This is a genomic window from Neisseria zoodegmatis (genome assembly GCF_900187305.1).
GTDB classification, from domain to species: domain Bacteria; phylum Pseudomonadota; class Gammaproteobacteria; order Burkholderiales; family Neisseriaceae; genus Neisseria; species Neisseria zoodegmatis.
In genome coordinates, this window is the sequence record NZ_LT906434.1 from 990,875 (window position 1) to 1,012,378 (window position 21,504).

Consider the following 21,504-nt stretch of genomic DNA (forward strand, 5'->3'; position numbering starts at 1 on the left):
AATATTGCGGGCAAGCTTTAAGCCGGTTCCGCCATGCTCAAGGCCTGTTGGATATCCACCGCCACAATCCGCGATACGCCTTTTTCCTGCATGGTTACGCCGATAAGCTGTTCGGCCATTTCCATGGTGAGGCGGTTGTGCGAGATGTAGAGAAACTGGGTTTGCGCCGACATTTCTTTCACCAAATTGCAGAAGCGGCCGGTGTTGGCATCGTCGAGCGGTGCGTCCACTTCATCGAGCAGGCAGAAGGGGGCGGGGTTGAGGCTGAACAGGGCAAACACCAAGCTCATGGCAGTGAGGGCTTTTTCGCCGCCGCTCAAGAGGTGGATGGTGCTGTTTTTCTTGCCGGGCGGACGGGCCATGATGGACACGCCGGAAGTGAGCAGGTCGTCGCCGATCATGTGCAGTTTGGCTTCGCCGCCGCCGAACAGGGTGGGGAAGAAGGTTTGTACTTTCTCGTTAACGGCATCGAAGGTTTCTTTAAACCGCGATTTGGTTTTGTTGTCGATTTGTTCGATGGCTTCTTCGAGCAGGTCAATAGCGGCCTGCACGTCTTCACTTTGCCCGCGGTAGTAGCCGTCGCGTTCGCGGGCTTCTTCCAACTCTTGCAGGGCGGCGAGATTGACCGCGCCGAGTGCTTCGATTTGTTGGGCAAGGCTGCCGATGTCGCTGCTGAGGGTTTTCAGGCTGCCGGACGCTGCGGCCAGCGATTCCAGCGCATCGAGATCGGCTTGCCGTTCGCTGAGGTTTTGGTGGAAGCGTTTGGCGTTCAGCAGAGCTTCTTGTTGTTGCAGCAGCGCGGTTTGGGTAGCGGCTTGAAGTTGCGGCAGTTTGGCCGACAGGGTTTGCTGGCGGGCATATTGTTCGCGGCCTTTTGCTTGGGTGACGGCGAGTTGTTCCTGCATGGCGGCGTATTGCTCGTCGAGGGTTTGTACGGATTCGGTCAGTTCGCTGAGTTTGGCTTGCTGTTCGTCGTTTTGGGTTTCGGTTTCGTAGGCAAGGGCCAGTTCGGATTGGCGTTCCTGCCAGTCGAAAGTTTGCTGCTCAAGCTGTATGAGTTGTTGCTGGAAGTGCTGTTTTTGCTGTTGCAGTTTGTGCACGGCCACTTCTGCCAAACCGTATTGGCGGTTGGCTTCGAGCAGCGCAAGCTGGGCTTGTTTCAGACGGCCTTGTTGTTCTTGACGGCTGCCGCCGGTGTTTTGCTGCTGGTGTTCGAGTTCGGCTGCGGCTTCGGTAAGCGTGGCGATATCGTCTTCGAGGCCGTCTGAAGTTTGTTCGAGAATGATTTGTTCTTCTGCGAGTTGCGCCAGTTCACGCTCGATATGCTCGCGGCGGATTTGACCTTGATTGGTGCGGGCGAGCAGTTCGGCGGCGCGGTTTTGTGCCGCTTGGTATTGCTGGCTGTGCTGTTTTTGCTGCTGTTGCAGGTTTTTATGGTGTTGTTCGGCAGCGTTCAAGGCATTTTGGGTTTGGGCGGACTGCTGCTCGGCGGCGGCCAGTTGGGGGGTGATTTGTTCCAGTTCGGCGGTTAATTCGTCCAAACGGGCTTTGCGCGCCATCAGGTTGTCTTGCGCGGCTTGGGCGTACAGCACCACGCTGACGCGGTCGATTTGGTGGCCTTCGGGGGTTAGCCAGACTTGGTTGTTTTGCAAGTCGGCTTGGTGCTGGATGGCGTAATCCAAATCGGGCGCGCATAAAACGCCGTCCAGCCAATGATGTAAGGCCGTCTGAAAAGGGGCTTTGGCTTGGATTTGGTTTAAGAGTGCTTGAGCGGGCAGGGTTTTCTTGAGGCCACCTGAAAGATTATCGGCCAACCAAGCGGCGCTGCCTTCGGGCAGCGGCGACGGCAGGCTGAACGAAGGCGGTACGGCGCGGGCGTGCAGCCGTTCGGCCAAAATAACGCTTAAGGCGTGCTGCCAGTCGGCAGGGGCGGTGATGTGCTGCCACAGTTGGGGGGCTTCGGCTGCTGCGGTGTGTTGCCAAAAATCGGTTTGGGCGGCTTCGTCTTGGGCAAGCAGTTGTGCCAATGCCTGCTGTTGCGCTTGTAGGGTGATGTGTTGTTGCTTCAGGTTTTGCAGGTGTTGTGAGGCCGTCTGAAACTGTTCGCGCAGATGATTGAGCTGTTCTTCGGCGGCGACAATCTGTTCTTCGTAATGTTCTTGTTGGCTTTGCAGCAAGGCGGCCTGCTCTTGTGCGGCGTCGGTTTCGCTGTCGTCGGGCAGGTTGAGTGCTTGGCTTTCCTGTTTCAGACGGCCTCTGCGTGCTTCGTGTTGTTGCAGGGTTTGCTGCGAATGGGCGAGTTGCTGCTGTTTCAAGGCCAGCTCGCGTTTGATGCGGTTGTGTTCGTCTTGCTGGTTTTGATAGGCGGTGTTGAGTGCCGACTGCGCTTCTTCGAGTTCGGGCAGGCGTTCTTCGTATTCGGCAACCTGCATGGCCAGTTCGGCCAGTTCGGCTTGTTTGTCTTCTATATGGATGTCGGCTTCTTCAAGCTGTACACGGATTTCCTGCTGTTCTTGATGGATGCGCGAAAGCTGCACTTGTGCGGCGGCTTTGTCGCGCTCGATGCGTTGATGCAGGGTTTGTTGGTGGCGGATTTGTTCTTCCAAGCGGGCAATCTGTTCGCGCAATACACCGCGCTGATTGCTGATGTCGTGCACGCTTTGCTGCTGCGCCTGCTCGGTGGCTTGTAGGGCGTGGATTTCTTCGGTTAGAGCTTGAACTTGGGCGGCGGTTTCGTCTTGCTGTTGTTGGAAGGTTTGATGTTGCGCGGTGGCTTTGTCGGCTGTGGCTAGCGATTGCTGCCATTGCACGTAGTCGAGCAAATCTTGCTGCTGCGAAAGCTGACGGGTGAGCGTTTGGTAGCGCTCGGCAGTTTCGGCCTGCTTTTCGAGTTTTTCCACTTGGCGGGCGAGTTCGCTCTGTAAATCAGACAATCGCTGCAGATGCTCGCGGGTGTCTTTCAGACGGCCTTCCGTTTCTTTGCGGCGTTCTTTGTATTTGGATACGCCCGCCGCTTCTTCTATATATGCCCGCAATTCTTCCGGCCGCGCTTCGATGATGCGCGAAATCATGCCTTGTTCAATCACGGCATAACCGCGCGCGCCTACGCCGGTGCCGAGAAAGAGATCGGTAATGTCGCGGCGGCGCACCACTTGGTTGTTAATAAAGTAAGTGGATTCGCCTTGCCGCGTAAGCTGCCGCTTGATGCTTACCTCGGCATATTGCCCCCATGCGCCCTGCAAGCTGTGATCGCTGTTGTCGAACACCAATTCCACCGAAGCGCGCGGAGCGGGGCGGCGGGTGGCCGCGCCGTTGAAAATCACGTCCTGCATACTCTCGCCGCGAAGCTGTTTGGCAGAAGCTTCGCCCAATACCCAGCGCACGGCATCAATCACGTTTGATTTGCCGCAGCCGTTCGGCCCGATAACGGCAACGAGCTGTCCGGGCACATGAATGGTTGTGGGGTCGGTGAACGATTTGAAGCCTGCAAGTTTGATATGGGTAAGGCGCATAAAGTGGAAAAGTTGAAGCGTGAAAGGCCGTATTTTAACGGAAATTGCAAAGCTGATGTGGGAAAGGCCGGAAAGTTGTAGGAATGCTTAAAGCCGGAAAAATGAAAGGTGTGTTGCAAAAAGGATAATTACCTTATTTATTATGTTGTTTTTATCAAAATATTTTAAATGATTAAAATTAGGTTGTTTAAATTCAACTTATTAACGTTTTCTGCTAAAAAGTTATTAAATGTTAAGGCGAATACAACGGGATACCTGTTATCCGTAAAAAAATACCGTTGGTATTCTGATATGAAAAAGCACAGTTGATGCGTATATCATCTTATTATTGCCATGTATTATGTCATGTGAAAATTTAGTAGCTAGATTATATTGTAGCTGAAAATATTTAAATATAACGAATGTGCCTGCTGTGCGGGTGTGTTTATCGAAAGTCAGGAGTTTTGAATTATGTTTCAGTATCGTAATTTATTGTGGATATTATTGCCGCTTACCGCTGTAGGCTGCGCCCATCAGCAAAGAGAAAGTTGGGTCGGTACTAAAGATGCCGCATACAGCACCTCTGTGCCGGATAACCGCTCTTCCGTGGTGGTTTACCGTCAAGCAGATGCTATTACCGGGCCTACTGTCAATATTTACGTTAACGGACAATATTCAGGCTCTTTGCAGCCGAATGCGTATCGCCAAGAAACGATTTGTGCGCAAAACCAACGCTTCCATGCTGAGTTTACCCAACGTGATGCAGGTTACCGCCACAAAATGAATTCAGGCGACTACTACAATCTTCCTGAAGCTGCCGTTTCTTTCTTCAAGGTAGTGGATGACGGTGCCGGTAATCCTGTCCTGCGAGCTGTATCGCCAGAGCAGGCAGAAGTTGAAATGAAAGGCATCTCCCGCCAAAACCACACACTTTCACGTGTTTCCAACGCACAACAATGTGCAACCGTGCTGAAAAAATACGATTTGCAAGCCTCAACCCTGTTTGCGTTCGACCGCTCCGATTACGCCAGCATGCTGCCTAAAGGCAAGCAGGAAATTGCTGAAATCTCCAATGAAATCAAACAACACCCCGACTTAGTGCGCAGCGTGGCAGTGGTAGGTCATACCGATCCGTCCGGTCGTCCCGAATATAACCAAAAATTGTCAGTTGAGCGTGCCGAAACGGTTAAACGTGTTTTGGCTGAAAGCGGCTTAGACAACAGATTAATCACTGCAGAAGGCCGCGGTGAGCGTGAGCTGGTGGTAGAAGACTGTCGTGCTAAACACCCGACTGATGCGAATGCACGCAAACAATGTGACCAACCCAACCGTCGCGTTGAAGTGATTCTGCATGGTGAAAAGAAATAAATTAATTTTAAAAAATTAAGGTGAATAATATGTCTAAAAACATTACGTTAAAAATTAACAATGCCAAAGAAACCGTGGAAACCGTCAAATTTCAGACGGCCTCGGGTGAAGTTCTGCGCATTCCTGCACAAGCTGATGTGAACTATCAACTCGTCGATGAGATGACTCAGTTCGCTCCTGAAAACATCATGACCAAGCGCGTTGGCGACAACCTTGAAATCGCGTTTGAAGGTAGCGAAATCCAAAATCCGGATTTGATTTTGGAAGGTTACTATTCCAGCGAAACAGGCGCGTCAAAAAGCAGCCTGTTGGTTGGTGAGCACGAAAACGGCAATGTTTATCCGTATGTGCCTGAAAGTACCGAAACTTCTGATGCGGTAACTATGCTGGCGGAAGAAGTTCAAGCAGGCCAAGCTTTGGGTGGTGAAATCATCAGCGCAACGTGGTTGCCTAATCCGTTGTGGTTGCTGGCTGCTCTGCCTTTGGGCGGTTTGGCTGCTTTGGGCGGCAATAATGATGATGAAGCTCCGCGCGACCCCATCATTTCAGTAAATGCTCCTGATAATACAACTGACAATACCCCTGAAATTACCGGCAAAGTTGGTTTTGCTGAACCGGGTAGTGTTGTTACCGTTGTGCTGACTGACAGCCAAGGTAATACTCAAACAGTTTCTACCATTATTGGAGAAACCGGAGAATATTCCGTAGAGCCTGAAAAACCTTTGGCCGATGGTGATTATGTTGCTACCGCTACAGTTAAAACACCTTCTAATAAATCAGCAACTGCTACTGATCCCGGCAGCATTGATACGACTGCCAAAATCACTGTTGATGCACCGGATGCAAGCAGCGATACCACCCCGACCATTACAGGTAAAACCACAGATGTGGAAGAAGGCCAAATTGTTACTATTGTGGTAACTGATGCAAACAATAAAGTCCAAACATTAACGGCTACTGTTAAAGCTGATGGCAGCTACAGCGTAGATGTGCCGGAAGCATTGCCGGACGGTAAATACAACGTTACAGCATCAGTAAAAGATAAATTAGGCAACGAAGGCACCGCTAAAGATGATGGCTCTATTGATATTACTGCGCCGATGATCAGCGTAGACGCGCCCGACAACAGCAGCGACAACACCCCGACCATCAGCGGTAAAACCGACGCTCCGGTAGGTTCAGTAGTGACCGTAGTGGTAACTGATGCCAATGGTGCCAGCCAAACCGTGACCACCACCGTCAAAGACGGCGGTGTGTACAGCGTCGACGTACCGGCGGCACTGCCCGACGGCGACTACCGCGTAGAAGCCTCAGTGAAAGACGCTTCAGGTAACGAAGGCAAAGCTAACGACAACGGTTCGGTAGACACCCAAGCGGCGATTACCGTAGACGCCCCCGCATTGAGCAACGACACCACCCCGACCATCACCGGTACCACTACCGATGTTGAAGAAGGGCAAGTGGTGACCGTCGTGGTGACCGGTTCAGACGGCCGCAGCCAAACCGTCAGCACCACCGTTCAAAAAGACGGCAGCTACAGCGTTGACGTAGCGCAACCGCTGCCCGAAGGCGAGTACAGCGTCAAAGCCACCGTCAGCGACAAAGCCGGCAATACCGCCACAGCCGAAGACAAAGAAGGCAACGTCATCGACACCTCAGCGCCGATGATCAGCGTAGACGCGCCCGACAACAGCAGCGACAACACCCCGACCATCAGCGGTAAAACCGACGCTCCGGTAGGTTCAGTAGTGACCGTAGTGGTAACTGATGCCAATGGTGCCAGCCAAACCGTGACCACCACCGTCAAAGACGGCGGTGTGTACAGCGTCGACGTACCGGCGGCACTGCCCGACGGCGACTACCGCGTAGAAGCCTCAGTGAAAGACGCTTCAGGTAACGAAGGCAAAGCTAACGACAACGGTTCGGTAGACACCCAAGCGGCGATTACCGTAGACGCCCCCGCATTGAGCAACGATACCACCCCGACCATCACCGGTACCACTACCGATGTTGAAGAAGGGCAAGTGGTGACCGTCGTGGTGACCGGTTCAGACGGCCGCAGCCAAACCGTCAGCACCACCGTTCAAAAAGACGGCAGCTACAGCGTTGACGTAGCGCAACCGCTGCCCGAAGGCGAGTACAGCGTCAAAGCCACCGTCAGCGACAAAGCCGGCAATACCGCCACAGCCGAAGACAAAGAAGGCAACGTCATCGACACCTCAGCGCCGATGATCAGCGTAGACGCGCCCGACAACAGCAGCGACAACACCCCGACCATCAACGGTAAAACCGACGCTCCGGTAGGTTCAGTAGTGACCGTAGTGGTAACTGATGCCAATGGTGCCAGCCAAACCGTGACCACCACCGTCAAAGACGGCGGTGTGTACAGCGTCGACGTACCGGCGGCACTGCCCGACGGCGACTACCGCGTAGAAGCCTCAGTGAAAGACGCTTCAGGTAACGAAGGCAAAGCTAACGACAACGGTTCGGTAGACACCCAAGCGGCGATTACCGTAGACGCCCCCGCATTGAGCAACGATACCACCCCGACCATCACCGGTACCACTACCGATGTTGAAGAAGGGCAAGTGGTGACCGTCGTGGTGACCGGTTCAGACGGCCGCAGCCAAACCGTCAGCACCACCGTTCAAAAAGACGGCAGCTACAGCGTTGACGTAGCGCAACCGCTGCCCGAAGGTGAGTACAGCGTCAAAGCCACCGTCAGCGACAAAGCCGGCAATACCGCCACAGCCGAAGACAAAGAAGGCAACGTCATCGACACCTCAGCGCCGATGATCAGCGTAGACGCGCCCGACAACAGCAGCGACAACACCCCGACCATCAGCGGTAAAACCGACGCTCCGGTAGGTTCAGTAGTGACCGTAGTGGTAACTGATGCCAATGGTGCCAGCCAAACCGTGACCACCACCGTCAAAGACGGCGGTGTGTACAGCGTCGACGTACCGGCGGCACTGCCCGACGGCGACTACCGCGTAGAAGCCTCAGTGAAAGACGCTTCAGGTAACGAAGGCAAAGCTAACGACAACGGTTCGGTGGATACCCAAGCGGCGATTACCGTAGATGCCCCGGCATTGAGCAACGACACCACCCCGACCATCACCGGTACCACTACCGATGTTGAAGAAGGCCAAGTGGTGACCGTCGTGGTAACCGGTTCAGACGGCCGCAGCCAAACCGTCAGCACCACCGTGCAAAAAGACGGCAGCTACAGCGTTGACGTAGCGCAACCGCTGCCCGAAGGCGAGTACAGCGTCAAAGCCACCGTCAGCGACAAAGCCGGCAATACCGCCACAGCCGAAGACAAAGAAGGCAACGTCATCGATACCTCAGCGCCGATGATCAGCGTAGACGCGCCCGACAACAGCAGCGACAACACCCCGACCATCAGCGGTAACACCGACGCTCCGGTAGGTTCAGTAGTGACCGTCGTGATCACCGACGCCAACGGCGCCAGCCAAACCGTCACCACTACCGTTAAAGACGGCGGTGTGTACAGCGTTGACGTACCGGCGGCACTGCCGGACGGCGACTACCGCGTAGAAGCCAAAGTACAGGATCCGTCCGGTAACGAAGGCAAAGCTAACGATAACGGTTCGGTAGACACCCAAGCGGCGATTACCGTAGATGCCCCGGCATTGAGCAACGACACCACCCCGACCATCACCGGTACCACTACCGATGTTGAAGAAGGCCAAGTGGTGACCGTCGTGGTAACCGGTTCAGACGGCCGCAGCCAAACCGTCAGCACCACCGTGCAAAAAGACGGCAGCTACAGCGTTGACGTAGCACAACCGCTGCCCGAAGGCGAGTACAGCGTCAAAGCCACCGTCAGCGACAAAGCCGGCAATACCGCCACAGCCGAAGACAAAGAAGGCAACGTCATCGATACCTCAGCGCCGATGATCAGCGTAGACGCGCCCGACAACAGCAGCGACAACACCCCGACCATCAGCGGTAACACCGACGCTCCGGTAGGTTCAGTAGTGACCGTCGTGATCACCGACGCCAACGGCGCCAGCCAAACCGTCACCACTACCGTTAAAGACGGCGGTGTGTACAGCGTTGACGTACCGGCGGCACTGCCGGACGGCGACTACCGCGTAGAAGCCAAAGTACAGGATCCGTCCGGTAACGAAGGCAAAGCTAACGATAACGGTTCGGTAGACACCCAAGCGGCGATTACCGTAGATGCCCCGGCATTGAGCAACGACACCACCCCGACCATCACCGGTACCACTACCGATGTTGAAGAAGGCCAAGTGGTGACCGTCGTGGTAACCGGTTCAGACGGCCGCAGCCAAACCGTCAGCACCACCGTGCAAAAAGACGGCAGCTACAGCGTTGACGTAGCACAACCGCTGCCCGAAGGCGAGTACAGCGTCAAAGCCACCGTCAGCGACAAAGCCGGCAATACCGCCACAGCCGAAGACAAAGAAGGCAACGTCATCGACACCTCAGCGCCGATGATCAGCGTAGACGCGCCCGACAACAGCAGCGACAACACCCCGACCATCAGCGGTAAAACCGACGCTCCGGTAGGTTCAGTAGTGACCGTAGTGGTAACTGATGCCAATGGTGCCAGCCAAACCGTGACCACCACCGTCAAAGACGGCGGTGTGTACAGCGTCGACGTACCGGCGGCACTGCCCGACGGCGACTACCGCGTAGAAGCCTCAGTGAAAGACGCTTCAGGTAACGAAGGCAAAGCTAACGACAACGGTTCGGTGGATACCGTTGCACCGACGATTACGGTAGATGCGCCTGACAACAGCAAAGATAATACTCCGACCATCAGCGGTAAGACCGACGCTCCGGTAGGTTCAGTAGTGACCGTAGTGGTAACTGATGCCAACGGCGCCAGCCAAACCGTCACCACCACCGTTAAAGACGGCGGTGTGTACAGCGTCGACGTACCGGCGGTACTGCCCGACGGCGACTACCGCGTAGAAGCCAAAGTACAGGATCCGTCCGGTAACGAAGGCAAAGCTGACGACAACGGTTCGGTAGACACCCAAGCGGCGATTACCGTAGATGCCCCGGCATTGAGCAACGACACCACCCCGACCATCACCGGTACCACTACCGATGTTGAAGAAGGGCAAGTGGTGACCGTCGTGGTGACCGGTTCAGACGGCCGCAGCCAAACCGTCAGCACCACCGTTCAAAAAGACGGCAGCTACAGCGTTGACGTGGCGCAACCGCTGCCCGAAGGCGAGTACAGCGTCAAAGCCACCGTCAGCGACAAAGCCGGCAATACCGCCACAGCCGAAGACAAAGAAGGCAACGTCATCGACACCTCAGCGCCGAAGATCAGCGTAGACGCGCCCGACAACAGCAGCGACAACACGCCGACCATCAGCGGTAACACCGACGCTCCGGCAGGTTCAGTAGTGACCGTAGTGGTAACCGACGCCAACGGCGCCAGCCAAACCGTGACCACCACCGTTAAAGACGGCGGTGTGTACAGCGTTGACGTACCGGTGGCACTGCCGGACGGCGACTACCGCGTAGAAGCCAAAGTACAGGATCCGTCCGGTAACGAAGGCAAAGCTAACGATAACGGTTCGGTAGACACCCAAGCGGCGATTACCGTAGATGCCCCGGCATTGAGCAACGACACCACCCCGACCATCACCGGTACCACTACCGATGTTGAAGAAGGCCAAGTGGTGACCGTCGTGGTAACCGGTTCAGACGGCCGCAGCCAAACCGTCAGCACCACCGTTCAAAAAGACGGCAGCTACAGCGTTGACGTAGCGCAACCGCTGCCCGAAGGCGAGTACAGCGTCAAAGCCACCGTCAGCGACAAAGCCGGCAATACCGCCACAGCCGAAGACAAAGAAGGCAACGTCATCGATACCTCAGCGCCGATGATCAGCGTAGACGCGCCCGACAACAGCAGCGACAACACCCCGACCATCAGCGGTAACACCGACGCTCCGGTAGGTTCAGTAGTGACCGTCGTGATCACCGACGCTAACGGCGCCAGCCAAACCGTGACCACCACCGTTAAAGACGGCGGTGTGTACAGCGTTGACGTACCGGCGGCACTGCCGGACGGCGACTACCGCGTAGAAGCCTCAGTGAAAGACGCTTCAGGTAACGAAGGCAAAGCTAACGACAACGGTTCGGTGGATACCGTTGCACCGACGATTACGGTAGATGCGCCTGACAACAGCAAAGATAATACTCCGACCATCAGCGGTAAGACCGACGCTCCGGTAGGTTCAGTAGTGACCGTAGTGGTAACTGATGCCAACGGCGCCAGCCAAACCGTCACCACCACCGTTAAAGACGGCGGTGTGTACAGCGTCGACGTACCGGCGGTACTGCCCGACGGCGACTACCGCGTAGAAGCCAAAGTACAGGATCCGTCCGGTAACGAAGGCAAAGCTGACGACAACGGTTCGGTGGATACCGTTGCACCGACGATTACGGTAGATGCGCCTGACAACAGCAAAGATAATACTCCGACCATCAGCGGTAAGACCGATGCGCCTGTGGGTTCGGTTGTGACCGTCATCGTTACCGACGCTAAAGGTGGTGTTCAAACTGTTACTACAACCGTAAAAGATAATGGCGGTTACAGTGTGGATGTGCCTAAAGGTTTACCTGATGGCAGCTATACTGTTGAAGCCAAAGTGCAGGATCCCGCCGGTAACGAGGGCAAAGCTAACGACAAAGGTTCGGTAGACACCGTTGCTCCGAAGATTACGGTAGATGCCCCGGATAATTGCGACGACAATACTCCAACTATCACAGGTAAGACCGATGCACCGGTAGGTTCAGTAGTGACCGTAGTGGTAAGTGATGCCAATGGCCGAGTTCAAACTGTTACTACTACAGTGAAACCTAATGGCGGTTACAGTGTAGATGTGCCTAAAGGCTTGCCTGATGGCAACTATACTGTTGAAGCCAAAGTGAAAGATCCGGCAGGTAATGAAGGTAAAGCCAGCGATAAAGGTTCAATAGATACCGTTGCACCAACCATCACAGTAGATGCGCCGGACAACAGTCGTGATAATACTCCGACCATTACTGGTAAGACCGATGCGCCGGTAGGTTCAGTGGTGACAGTGGAGGTGGCAGATGCCAATGGTCGCATTCAAACTGTAACTACAACAGTAAAAGGCAATGGCAGCTACAGCGTAGATGTACCTAACGGCTTGCCTGAAGGTAAATATGTTGCTAAAGCTTCTGTGAAAGATGCTGCCGGTAATATCGCTAAGGCAACTGATCCCGGTTCGGTTGATACCATAACCCCATCCGTTAAAGCGGCCGACCAATATGTCCAAGAAGCAACAGGTACTAAAGTTGGCGGAATTATTAAAGTGGGTGATGCTAGCGGTATTGCTATGATTACTGTAGCCGGCAAAGATGTTACGTCAGCGTCAGCTGCGCGCCCGGTTGTTATCAAAACCGACAAAGGAACATTGACTGTTAACGGCTACAATGCAGCAAAAGGTGAGGTGGCTTACACTTACACCGAAAATGGCGGACGCAAAGATCACTCCAAAGGAGATGATTCAGTTATCGATAAGTTTGTTGTTGCTGTTAAAGACAAAGCCGGTAATACAGGCATGGATACTTTAGACATCAAGATTACCGATACCGCTCCGGTAGCTGCTAATGATGTTAATAGTATGAGTGAAAGAGATACTTCTGTGTACGGTAATGTATTGGCTAATGATTTGAAAGGTGCTGATACGCCGATCACGTCTTCTTCAGGAAGCGCCAATGGCCAGTACGGAAAATTGGTGATGGCACAAGACGGCACATACACTTACACCTTAAATGGCAATAACTCTGCTGTGAAAGCATTGAACAGTGGACAAAAACTGGTTGATACCTTCACCTATACCATTAAAGATGCCGATGGCGATACGTCTACCGCGGAACTGAGCATCACTATTAATGGTGTGGATAACGACCAAATTACCATCGGTTCAAACGGTTCAAACACCATTAAAGGCGGAAGCGGTAATGACGTATTAATTGGCGACCATGGCGGTACTCAAACCATTATTACTAAGGGCGCTAATTACAATGTGGCTATCTTGTTTGATGTTTCCAGCAGTATGAATAAGTTCATTGCTGCAGATGGTAAGTCTTACTTGCATATGGCTAAAAAATCATTGCTGAAACTAGCGGGTGATTTGGCTGCTCATGACGGAAATGTTAATACGACCCTGATTGTATTTAGCGGTAAAGCGCGTGAAGTTGTGGATATTCGTGATTTGAACGAACACAATGTAAACAAACTGCTGAAAGGCATTTCTGCACAAACAGCAAAAGAGACCGGTGGCGTTACTAACTACGAGGATGCGTTTAGAGATACAGCCAAGTGGTTTAAAGAAGTGTCCGGAAACGGTTACAACAACGTAACTTACTTCCTGACAGACGGCCAGCCTACCGCTTACGGTAAAGACGGCTCAAGCGGACATAAACGCAGCATTGGTTATGTAACGCAAGAAGCAGTTGATGCCGGTTTGCATAGCTTTAAAAAGCTGAGCGCATTATCTGCCGTTCATGCAATTGGTTTCAAGCAAGGTGTTGAGCAAACAACGCTGAAATATTTTGACACCACTACTTCAGGGCCGTTGGGTTATGGTCGTGATGTAGTAAGCGCACCGATTTACTACAACAAACATGCTTCTGTGGTTTATCACGGTGCGACAGGTGAAGCGTCTATTGTTCATTCGCCCAAAGAGTTGGATGCAGCCTTGCAGAAAGGTTCTACTTCCATAGTTGCAAATCAAGTGTCTCATGATACTTTGATCGGCGGAGAAGGTAACGATATTCTGTTTGGTGATTCAATCAATACAGATCAACTGTCTTGGACCAACAAAGCTACCGGTGTGTCTTATGAAGCAGGTAGTCACGACGGAATGGGTTCTCCAGCACTGGATGAATTCATCAAATGGAGTGAAAACGGCGGCAAAGCAGCAACTACGCAACAGAAAGTAGATTTTGTACATAATAATTGGGAAAATCTGCTGGATGGACGCTCAGATGGCGGTAACGACAATCTGAGCGGCGGAGCCGGTAACGATATCTTGTTTGGTGGTGCAGGTAATGACACTCTCGCAGGTGGAGAAGGGGCAGATAAATTTGTATTCTTGGCCAATAGCAACAGCGGCAAAGACCAAATTTTGGACTTCCAAGCAGGTACCGACAAAGTAGTGTTTGCCGATTTGGTAAGCTCCGCAGATCTGCAAGGCGCAGTATGGAACGATAAAACCCATACTCTGAGCTTTACCGGTGTAGGTGAAAATGGTGCAACATATCAGAACAGCATTACGTTCTCCGGTGTGTCTTCAGGCGAAACCCTGAACAGCATTTTGGAAAAACATGTTGAATTTATCGGTTAATTAAACTGTTCGATACAAGGCCCTGCTGGCAAGCAGGGCCTTTTTTTAGCATATATTTATCATCGGAGTTCCAATAATAAGGGGATGTTTATTAAAATTTCTTAAACTGCATTATGCAAAGCTAAGGCTTATAACCAAGATCCATAAATGAAGGTTTTGGCTATACTTTCTATTTTCTATGCTTAACTTACTGATTTTGATATAATGCGCCGTTTAGTTAATCCGCAAAAACACTATTAAGGATAATGAGCATGGGTTTTCTGCAAGGCAAAAAAATTCTGATTACCGGTATGATTTCCGAGCGCTCCATTGCTTACGGTATTGCCAAAGCATGTCGAGAGCAGGGTGCCGATTTGGCTTTTACGTATGTTGTAGACAAATTGGAAGATCGTGTGCGTAAAATGGCGGCGGAGTTAGGTTCCGACTTGGTATTCCGTTGCGATGTACAAAGTGATGAAGAAATCGAACGAACATTTGCCGACTTGGGTAAAGTTTGGGATGGACTGGATGGCTTGGTTCATTCTATTGGTTTTGCACCGCGTGAAGCATTGGACGGTGATTTTTTAGACAGCATCAGCCGAGAAGCTTTTAAAATTGCTCATGAAGTTTCTGCTTATAGTTTGCCTGCATTGGCAAAAGCAGCTCGCCCAATGATGCAAGGTAGAAATGGTTCGATATTGGCTTTGACCTATCTTGGCGCCGTTAGAGCCATTCCTCATTACAATGTTATGGGTATGGCTAAAGCGAGCCTTGAAGCCGGTATCCGCTTTACTGCGGCTTGTTTAGGAAAAGAAGGTATTCGCTGTAACGGTATTTCAGCGGGCCCGATTAAAACATTGGCTGCTTCCGGTATTGCGGATTTCAGTAAACTGCTAAACCATGTAGCATCTCACAATCCGCTTGGCCGTAATGTAACGATTGCAGAGGTGGGTAATACTGCCGCGTTCCTGCTTTCTGATTTGGCTTCAGGTATTACCGGTGAAATCACTTATGTGGATGGCGGTTATAGCATCAATGCACTAAACGATCCTGAAAATATCTAAGTTGGCATTTTCTGAGATTCAAATAAATAAAACACCCGGTATGGCCGGGTGTTTTTATATCAATTGGTTTATCTTCGAAATTAAATCCTAAGGATTTAATTTAAGAGTTCACTATGTCGGTTAGCGGCCATCGCGGTTTGACGTTGAAAACGCCGGCTTTTTGGGCTTTTTGCAGACGCATGGCTCCAGCAAAAGCAATCATAGCTCCGTTGTCAGTACAATATTCCATCGGTGGAAAATATACCTTTACCGGTTCTGGTACAGGTTTGGATTTACCTTTCGTATGGGGCGGTTGTACTTTCAAGCTGCCTAGCGCTTCACGCAGTTTCCAGTTTGCACCAACCCCACCTGCAACAACCAATGTGCGAAAACCTGTATCAAGTAGTGCTTTATGTGTTTTGGCTGTTAACACCTCCACTACGGCATCTTGAAACTCTCGACATATATCATTGCGGGTTTGGTCGGGTATGTTGCCGTTATTTTCTTCTCGGACTTTTTGAACAGCAGTAAGTACAGCCGTTTTTAAGCCGGAAAAACTCATTTGTAAATCATGGGAGTGCAGCATAGGTCGGGGGAAATGAAACACCTCCGGTATCCCCTCTTTGGCAAGTTGTGAAAGCTTGGCGCCTCCGGGGTAGGGAAGATCCAACAGTTTGGCTGTTTTATCAAAAGCTTCACCGGCTGCATCATCAACACTTTCACCTAACAAAGTATAGTTACCAATATCTTGCACCGCCATGAATTGTGTGTGACCTCCCGATACCAGTAAGGCAACAAACGGGAATGCAGGCCGCTCTTCAGAGAGTAGGGGGGAAAGCAAGTGGCCTTCGAGATGATGAACGGGGATAACAGGAATGTTGAGTGCGAATGCTAATGCGTTGGCATAGCTTGAACCTGCGAGCAATGCACCGCCTAGCCCGGGGCCTTGCGTAAAGGCTATGGCATCCAAATCGGAATATTGCACTCTAGCTTGCTTGAGGCAGCTTTGTGTTAAAGGAACGAGCCTGCGGATATGGTCTCGGCTGGCAAGTTCGGGTACCACGCCGCCGTATTCTGCGTGCATGGCCATTTGCGTGTGTAATTGGTGTGCCAATAAACCGCGTTCTGTATCGTATAACGCCACACCGGTTTCATCACAAGAAGATTCTATTCCCAATACCAACATATATAAGGCCGTCTGAAAAATAAAGCCTGCTATTTTAATGGATTCTGATGGAAAGTGTTTGCTTAAACTGAAGGCTGTCTGTTTTTTCAGACGGCCTCAATACCTTGCAATGTCTTATCCAGAGAAAATATTTGCTGTTGATGGTTTTAAATGCTACGCCCAAACCATTCAACTCTTCCGATAATGGCGACATCATCCGTCATCTTATTGAGATTGATTTCAAAAGTAGGATACGCCTCGTTGGCTGAAATCACATTGACGATACCGCCGGGCATTAATTGAAGGCGTTTGACCAATAAATTTTCGTTTAAGCGGAGTACATACAGGCCGTCGCGCGGCGTCGTTTCTCCGTGGTTGATCAGTATGGAATCACCGTCGTTGAGCACGCCTTCCATTGAATCACCTTTTACTGAAATAACGGAAAGATTTTTAGTGTCTCGAGTAACGTAGTTTTCAATCCAATAACGGCGGAATGCCATGCTGAACACGGGTTTTTCATCATCTACCAGCCGGCCATGCCCGGCAGCCGCTTGGATATCATAGCGCGGTACAAAAACAAATTCTTCAATATCAACTGGATTACCTAGTGTGTCTTGTACACAGGCAGCTGTGGCAGTAGAAGCATCGGGGAACGGCTCTCCTTCTCCGGTGAGCAGCCAATCAATACTGCATCCTTTCAATTGCTTGATTTTTTTTAATGTTTCGGCTTTGGGGAGGCCACCTTCGTTCCAAATGCGACTGAATCCCGCGATAGTCATATCAATGTCGGCGGCAATTTTAGCTTGGCGGGCTTCGTCTTTCCAAAGAAAAGCTAATCTATCTTTAAATGTGTCCATCTTTTATTCCTTGCGGAGTATGTTTTTTTATATTTTCCAACCATTGAACTTTATTTTACTTTAGTTTTGAGCAAAAAGTAAGACAAATTGAAATTAAAATAAGAAAAAGTATTGATTATTTAGATTTGTCTTATTAAAATGTGCTTCATCTGAGATTTAATGAAACTGTAAGCGTGATTTGAACGGTTTGGTGCGTTTAATTTTATCTGATTAAATATTTTCTAACTTTACTTTTGAAAAGCTAAAATTTAGTTTTCAAAAGTATGCTTGCAGAGATTCAGTTTAGTTGACGGGAGTAATGTGATGAAGAAAAGTAGGAATTTGGCTTTATTAAGCTTATTTACAGTAGTATTCCTTGTGGCGACAAATGGCTATCAAGAAGCTGAAGCTGCTTTATTCTCAAGTGAATGTGCGGAATTGAATCATGTTGTGTTCGAACAAATGAACTCATCTCAGCAGAGTTTTGCTCAAAAATGTGCTGCGATAGAAGCTGCCCAAGCATGGGAGCAATCTTACGGTGATTTAAATACAGAAATGCTGATGGCAGGTGTAGTGTATGAGTGATGAAAGCCCGCTAAATTAAAATTCTTTTGAAAAATTTAAGAGGGCGTGAATACTGTGTTTCATGCCCTCTTTGGTTTGACGATGAAAACCTGAGTTGCTGTTATATGGCGACTTTGCAATACGCTTTCATTGCGTTTGACAGTATTGTAGTTGATTTAAATGAGAAAATAGCATCCAAAATACATCACAACTTATTGCGTGCCAACCATTTTTCTAATTCTTCGCGGCTGATGCCGTTGTTATCTTCAAAATCCAATTTATTGAGCTGTTTGCCGTGTCCATATTTGGCTAAAACAGGTGTGCCGCTTAGGCCGTATTGTGTTTTGAAAGCAGTCCAAGCTGGTTTGTCTTGATTGAGCCTGTGTACATTCACATAGTAGATTTTGTTATGCAACTGATGCTTGTGAATATAGCGTTTGAGCATAGGTTCGAAGGTATTGCAGTCTCCGCAGCTGGGGCGGCCGATATAAGCGTAAAATACATCCCCTTTGGCTACTTTAGCTTTAAAATTTTCTACAGTTAAGCTGTTTAAGTCGAAATAAATATCGGAATAGGTGCTTTCCAGCCTTTTGGTATTTTCGGCAGAAAGTTTTATAGCAGTTTCCGCTTCGGATAATTTGTTTTGTAAAGCTTGGATTTTGGCATTAGAGCTACATGCAGTAAGGATGAGGGCTAGGGTAGTCAGCATAATTGATTTTGAAAGCATGATTTCTTCCTCCAACTTTTTGTATCAAAAATAATTTTTACTTCTTTTCATTATAGCTCTCAGGGCATTTTCAATAAATAAGCAGATGTTGAAGGTTTTCAGACGGCCTGTTGCTCTTGGGATGCCGAGTATATTTTTGTATTTAAATTCACATGTGTAAACTTGATTTAACGGCCGCCTTGCAGTAATATTGCCGAACTGAAATTGATTCGCCGATTTGATACAGCTTGCGGGCGTTAAACAGCTAAAGCGTAAGGTTGCAGTTCGCAGCCCTTCGTTTTGTGATTCCGGCCCGCTGTGTTACACATCGGGCTTTTGTTGTATGTGTTGGAAAATTTATGATTATTTTGGACAATGTTTCCAAGCGTTATCAAAACCGTGATAAATCATGGTTTACTGCGGTAGAGCCGACTACGTTGGAAATTAAAGCAGGTGAGATCTTTGGTTTGATGGGTTATTCGGGAGCGGGGAAATCCACTCTTTTGCGCTTGATTAACTTATTAGAACGCCCGGATACGGGTAAAGTAACTGTGGGCGGAGAAGAGCTGACTGCATTGAGCGCGGCTGCTTTGCGTAAGGCGCGCCAGAATATCGGCATGGTGTTTCAACAGTTTAATTTGTTAAGCAATAGAACGGTTGCCGATAATGTGGCGTTCCCGCTTGAGATTGCCGGATGGCCGTCTGAAAAGATTAAAAAGCGTGTTGCAGAGTGTTTGGAAATTGTCGGCTTGGAAAACCGTGCGGAACATTATCCGGCACAGCTTTCAGGCGGGCAGAAGCAAAGGGTGGGCATTGCGCGTGCGCTGGCTTCCAGCCCTAAAGTCATTCTTGCCGACGAACCGACCTCTGCACTTGATCCTGCCACGACTCGAAGTGTGTTGGAATGCTTGGAAGACATCAATAAGCGTTTCAACGTAACAATTGTAATCGTAACCCATGAAATGAGCGTGATCCGTCGCTTGTGTGACCGTGCGGCACTGCTGCATCAGGGAAAAATCGTGGAAGTGGTGAACGTTGAAAATAATCAAATTCATGCGCGTTCGGAAATCGGCTGCGAGTTGGTGAGGGAGGATTGATATGGCAGATATGACCTTCGCTCAGGCAGTGGAAAATATTAGCAGCATGCGCGGTGAAATCGTGCAGGCTCTGTGGGAAACCTTCATTATGGTAGGGCTTTCGACCACTTTTGCCACCTTATTCGGCACATTGCTGGGTGTGTTTTTGTTTGTAACGGCCAACCGCCAGCTTCACTATAACCGTCCCGTTAATTTGGTGTGGGACAATTTGGTTAACTTGATGCGCGCCTTCCCGTTTGTGATTTTGATGATTGCCATGATTCCGGCGACGAGAGCGATTGTCGGCAGCACGATTGGCCCGGTGGCGGCTTCGTTGGTGTTGAGCGTTTCAGGTATGTTTTATTTCGCCCGTTTGGTTGAGCAAAATCTTCGTGAAGTTCCTCGTGGTGTGATTGAGGCGGCCAGCAGCATGGGTGCGACTCCGATGACGATTATCCGCAAAGTGTTGCTCAACGAAGCTCGTGCGGGCATGGTGTCGAGCATTACCGTGTTGGCGATCGGTTTGTTGTCTTACAGTGCTGCTGCGGGCATGATTGGTGGCGGCGGTTTGGGTGATTTGGCTATCCGTTATGGCTATTATCGCTATCAAACTGAAGTCATTATTTTTATTGTCGCCATTTTGGTGTTGTTGGTTATTTTGATTCAAAGTTTGGGCAATTTTATTTCCCGTAAATTGGATAAGCGGTAAACCTGTTTATAAGGCCGTCTGAATGTTCAGACGGCATAATCTTACTTTTTACACATTTACCTCAAGGAGTATTTGATTATGCAAGCATCTGCTTTGTTTAAAACTTTTTCTGTCGGTGCAGTAGCATTCGCATTGGCTGCCTGCGGCGGTCAAAGCCAAAAGGAAACTGCTCCCGCGGCTTCCAACGCTTCGGCCGGCGGCGCTGCTGCGGTTGAGAAAAAAGAAATCGTATTCGGTACAACGGTTGGCGACTTCGGCGATATGGTGAAAGAGCAAATCAAACCTTCACTGGAGAAAAAAGGCTATACCGTTAAGCTGATTGAGTTTACCGATTATGTACGCCCGAATCAGGCTTTGGCAGAAGGCGAGTTGGACATCAACGTATTCCAACACAAACCTTATTTGGACGACTTCAAAAAAGAGCATAAATTAGACATTACCGAAGTATTCCAAGTGCCGACTGCTCCGCTGGGTCTCTATCCCGGTAAATTAAAATCATTGGATGAAGTTAAAGAAGGCAGCAGCGTTTCTGCACCGAATGATCCTTCCAACTTTGCCCGTGCTTTGGTGATGATGAACGATTTAGGCTGGGTTAAGTTGAAAGACGGCGTTAATCCCTTGACTGCGTCTAAAAATGATATTGCTGAAAACCTGAAAAAAATCAAAATCGTTGAGCTGGAAGCTGCTCAACTGCCCCGCAGCCGTGCCGACGTTGATTTTGCTGTTGTGAACGGCAACTACGCTATGAGCAGCGGCATGAAGTTGACCGAAACTTTATTCCAAGAGCCGAGCTTTGCTTATGTAAACTGGGCTGCTGTGAAAACTGCCGACAAAGACAGCCAATGGGTTAAAGATGTTGCTGAGGCTTATAATTCTGATGAGTTCAAGTCTTATGCCAAACAGCGTTTTGCCGGCTACAAATACCCTGCATCATGGGGAGAGCAAGCTGCTCAAGGTGCTGCTTCAGAAGCGGCTGCTACTGCGTCTGCTGCATCTTCAGCTAAATAATTTGCTTTAGTTTGCTGAACGCCTTTCCTTTTGGAAGGGCGTTTTGTTTTTATTGAAGTAATTTGACATGATAGATCGATGGCTTGTGATATTAGTCCTAAGTTGAAGGATGATTAAGGCCGTTTGAAAAATGTATGTGCCGTTGCTATGGTTAGATCAATGGGAAG

Annotated in this window: 11 protein-coding genes; 7 read left to right on the forward strand and 4 right to left on the reverse strand. The window is 50.0% G+C overall.

What is annotated here, in order from left to right; genetic code table 11:
- Positions 1 to 17 precede the first annotated feature (17 nt).
- A complete protein-coding gene (smc, locus tag CKV66_RS04585) occupies positions 18 to 3,512 on the reverse strand; it encodes a chromosome segregation protein SMC (protein ID WP_085363987.1) in 3,495 nt (1,164 codons plus the stop codon).
- Between the two features lie 450 nt (positions 3,513 to 3,962).
- Here smc and CKV66_RS04590 point away from each other — a divergent pair, with 450 nt between their 5' ends.
- The 3 genes from CKV66_RS04590 to fabI all read left to right on the forward strand — a co-directional run bounded on the left by CKV66_RS04590 (position 3,963) and on the right by fabI (position 15,294).
- On the forward strand, positions 3,963 to 4,859 hold the full coding sequence (locus CKV66_RS04590; protein WP_085363986.1) for an OmpA family protein: 897 nt from the start codon (positions 3,963 to 3,965) through the stop codon (positions 4,857 to 4,859).
- 29 nt (positions 4,860 to 4,888) lie between these two features.
- Positions 4,889 to 14,251, forward strand: a complete 9,363-nt coding sequence (locus CKV66_RS12335; RefSeq protein ID WP_095197837.1) for an Ig-like domain-containing protein — start codon at positions 4,889 to 4,891, stop codon at positions 14,249 to 14,251.
- Positions 14,252 to 14,502: 251 nt separating this feature from the next.
- Positions 14,503 to 15,294 (forward strand): enoyl-ACP reductase FabI, encoded by a 792-nt coding sequence (fabI, locus tag CKV66_RS04600; protein WP_085364416.1) that lies wholly within the window; start codon positions 14,503 to 14,505, stop codon positions 15,292 to 15,294.
- Positions 15,295 to 15,394: 100 nt separating this feature from the next.
- Here the strand turns inward: fabI and tsaD are convergent, their stop codons facing one another.
- On the reverse strand, positions 15,395 to 16,459 hold the full coding sequence (gene tsaD, locus CKV66_RS04605; RefSeq protein WP_085364415.1) for a tRNA (adenosine(37)-N6)-threonylcarbamoyltransferase complex transferase subunit TsaD: 1,065 nt from the start codon (positions 16,457 to 16,459) through the stop codon (positions 15,395 to 15,397).
- Between the two features lie 146 nt (positions 16,460 to 16,605).
- Positions 16,606 to 17,295: a S24 family peptidase gene (locus tag CKV66_RS04610; RefSeq protein ID WP_085364414.1), complete on the reverse strand. Its 690-nt coding sequence runs from the start codon at positions 17,293 to 17,295 to the stop codon at positions 16,606 to 16,608.
- Positions 17,296 to 17,598: 303 nt separating this feature from the next.
- On the opposite strand from CKV66_RS04610, the gene CKV66_RS04615 reads away from it, so the two are divergent.
- Positions 17,599 to 17,859, forward strand: a complete 261-nt coding sequence (locus tag CKV66_RS04615; RefSeq protein ID WP_085364413.1) for a hypothetical protein — start codon at positions 17,599 to 17,601, stop codon at positions 17,857 to 17,859.
- 184 nt (positions 17,860 to 18,043) lie between these two features.
- Here CKV66_RS04615 and CKV66_RS04620 read toward each other — a convergent pair whose 3' ends face one another.
- Entirely contained in the window at positions 18,044 to 18,565 is a 522-nt protein-coding gene (locus CKV66_RS04620) for a thioredoxin family protein (protein WP_085364412.1), read from the reverse strand.
- Between the two features lie 338 nt (positions 18,566 to 18,903).
- On the opposite strand from CKV66_RS04620, the gene CKV66_RS04625 reads away from it, so the two are divergent.
- From CKV66_RS04625 to CKV66_RS04635, 3 genes are all read left to right on the forward strand, one after another.
- Positions 18,904 to 19,641 carry a methionine ABC transporter ATP-binding protein gene (locus tag CKV66_RS04625; RefSeq protein ID WP_085364411.1) on the forward strand — a complete coding sequence of 246 codons (738 nt, stop codon included), beginning with the start codon at positions 18,904 to 18,906 and terminating at the stop codon, positions 19,639 to 19,641.
- 1 nt (position 19,642) lies between these two features.
- A complete protein-coding gene (locus CKV66_RS04630; RefSeq protein WP_085364410.1) occupies positions 19,643 to 20,329 on the forward strand; it encodes a methionine ABC transporter permease in 687 nt (228 codons plus the stop codon).
- A gap of 78 nt (positions 20,330 to 20,407) precedes the next feature.
- Entirely contained in the window at positions 20,408 to 21,337 is a 930-nt protein-coding gene (locus CKV66_RS04635) for a MetQ/NlpA family ABC transporter substrate-binding protein (protein WP_085364409.1), read from the forward strand.
- Positions 21,338 to 21,504: the final 167 nt, after the last annotated feature.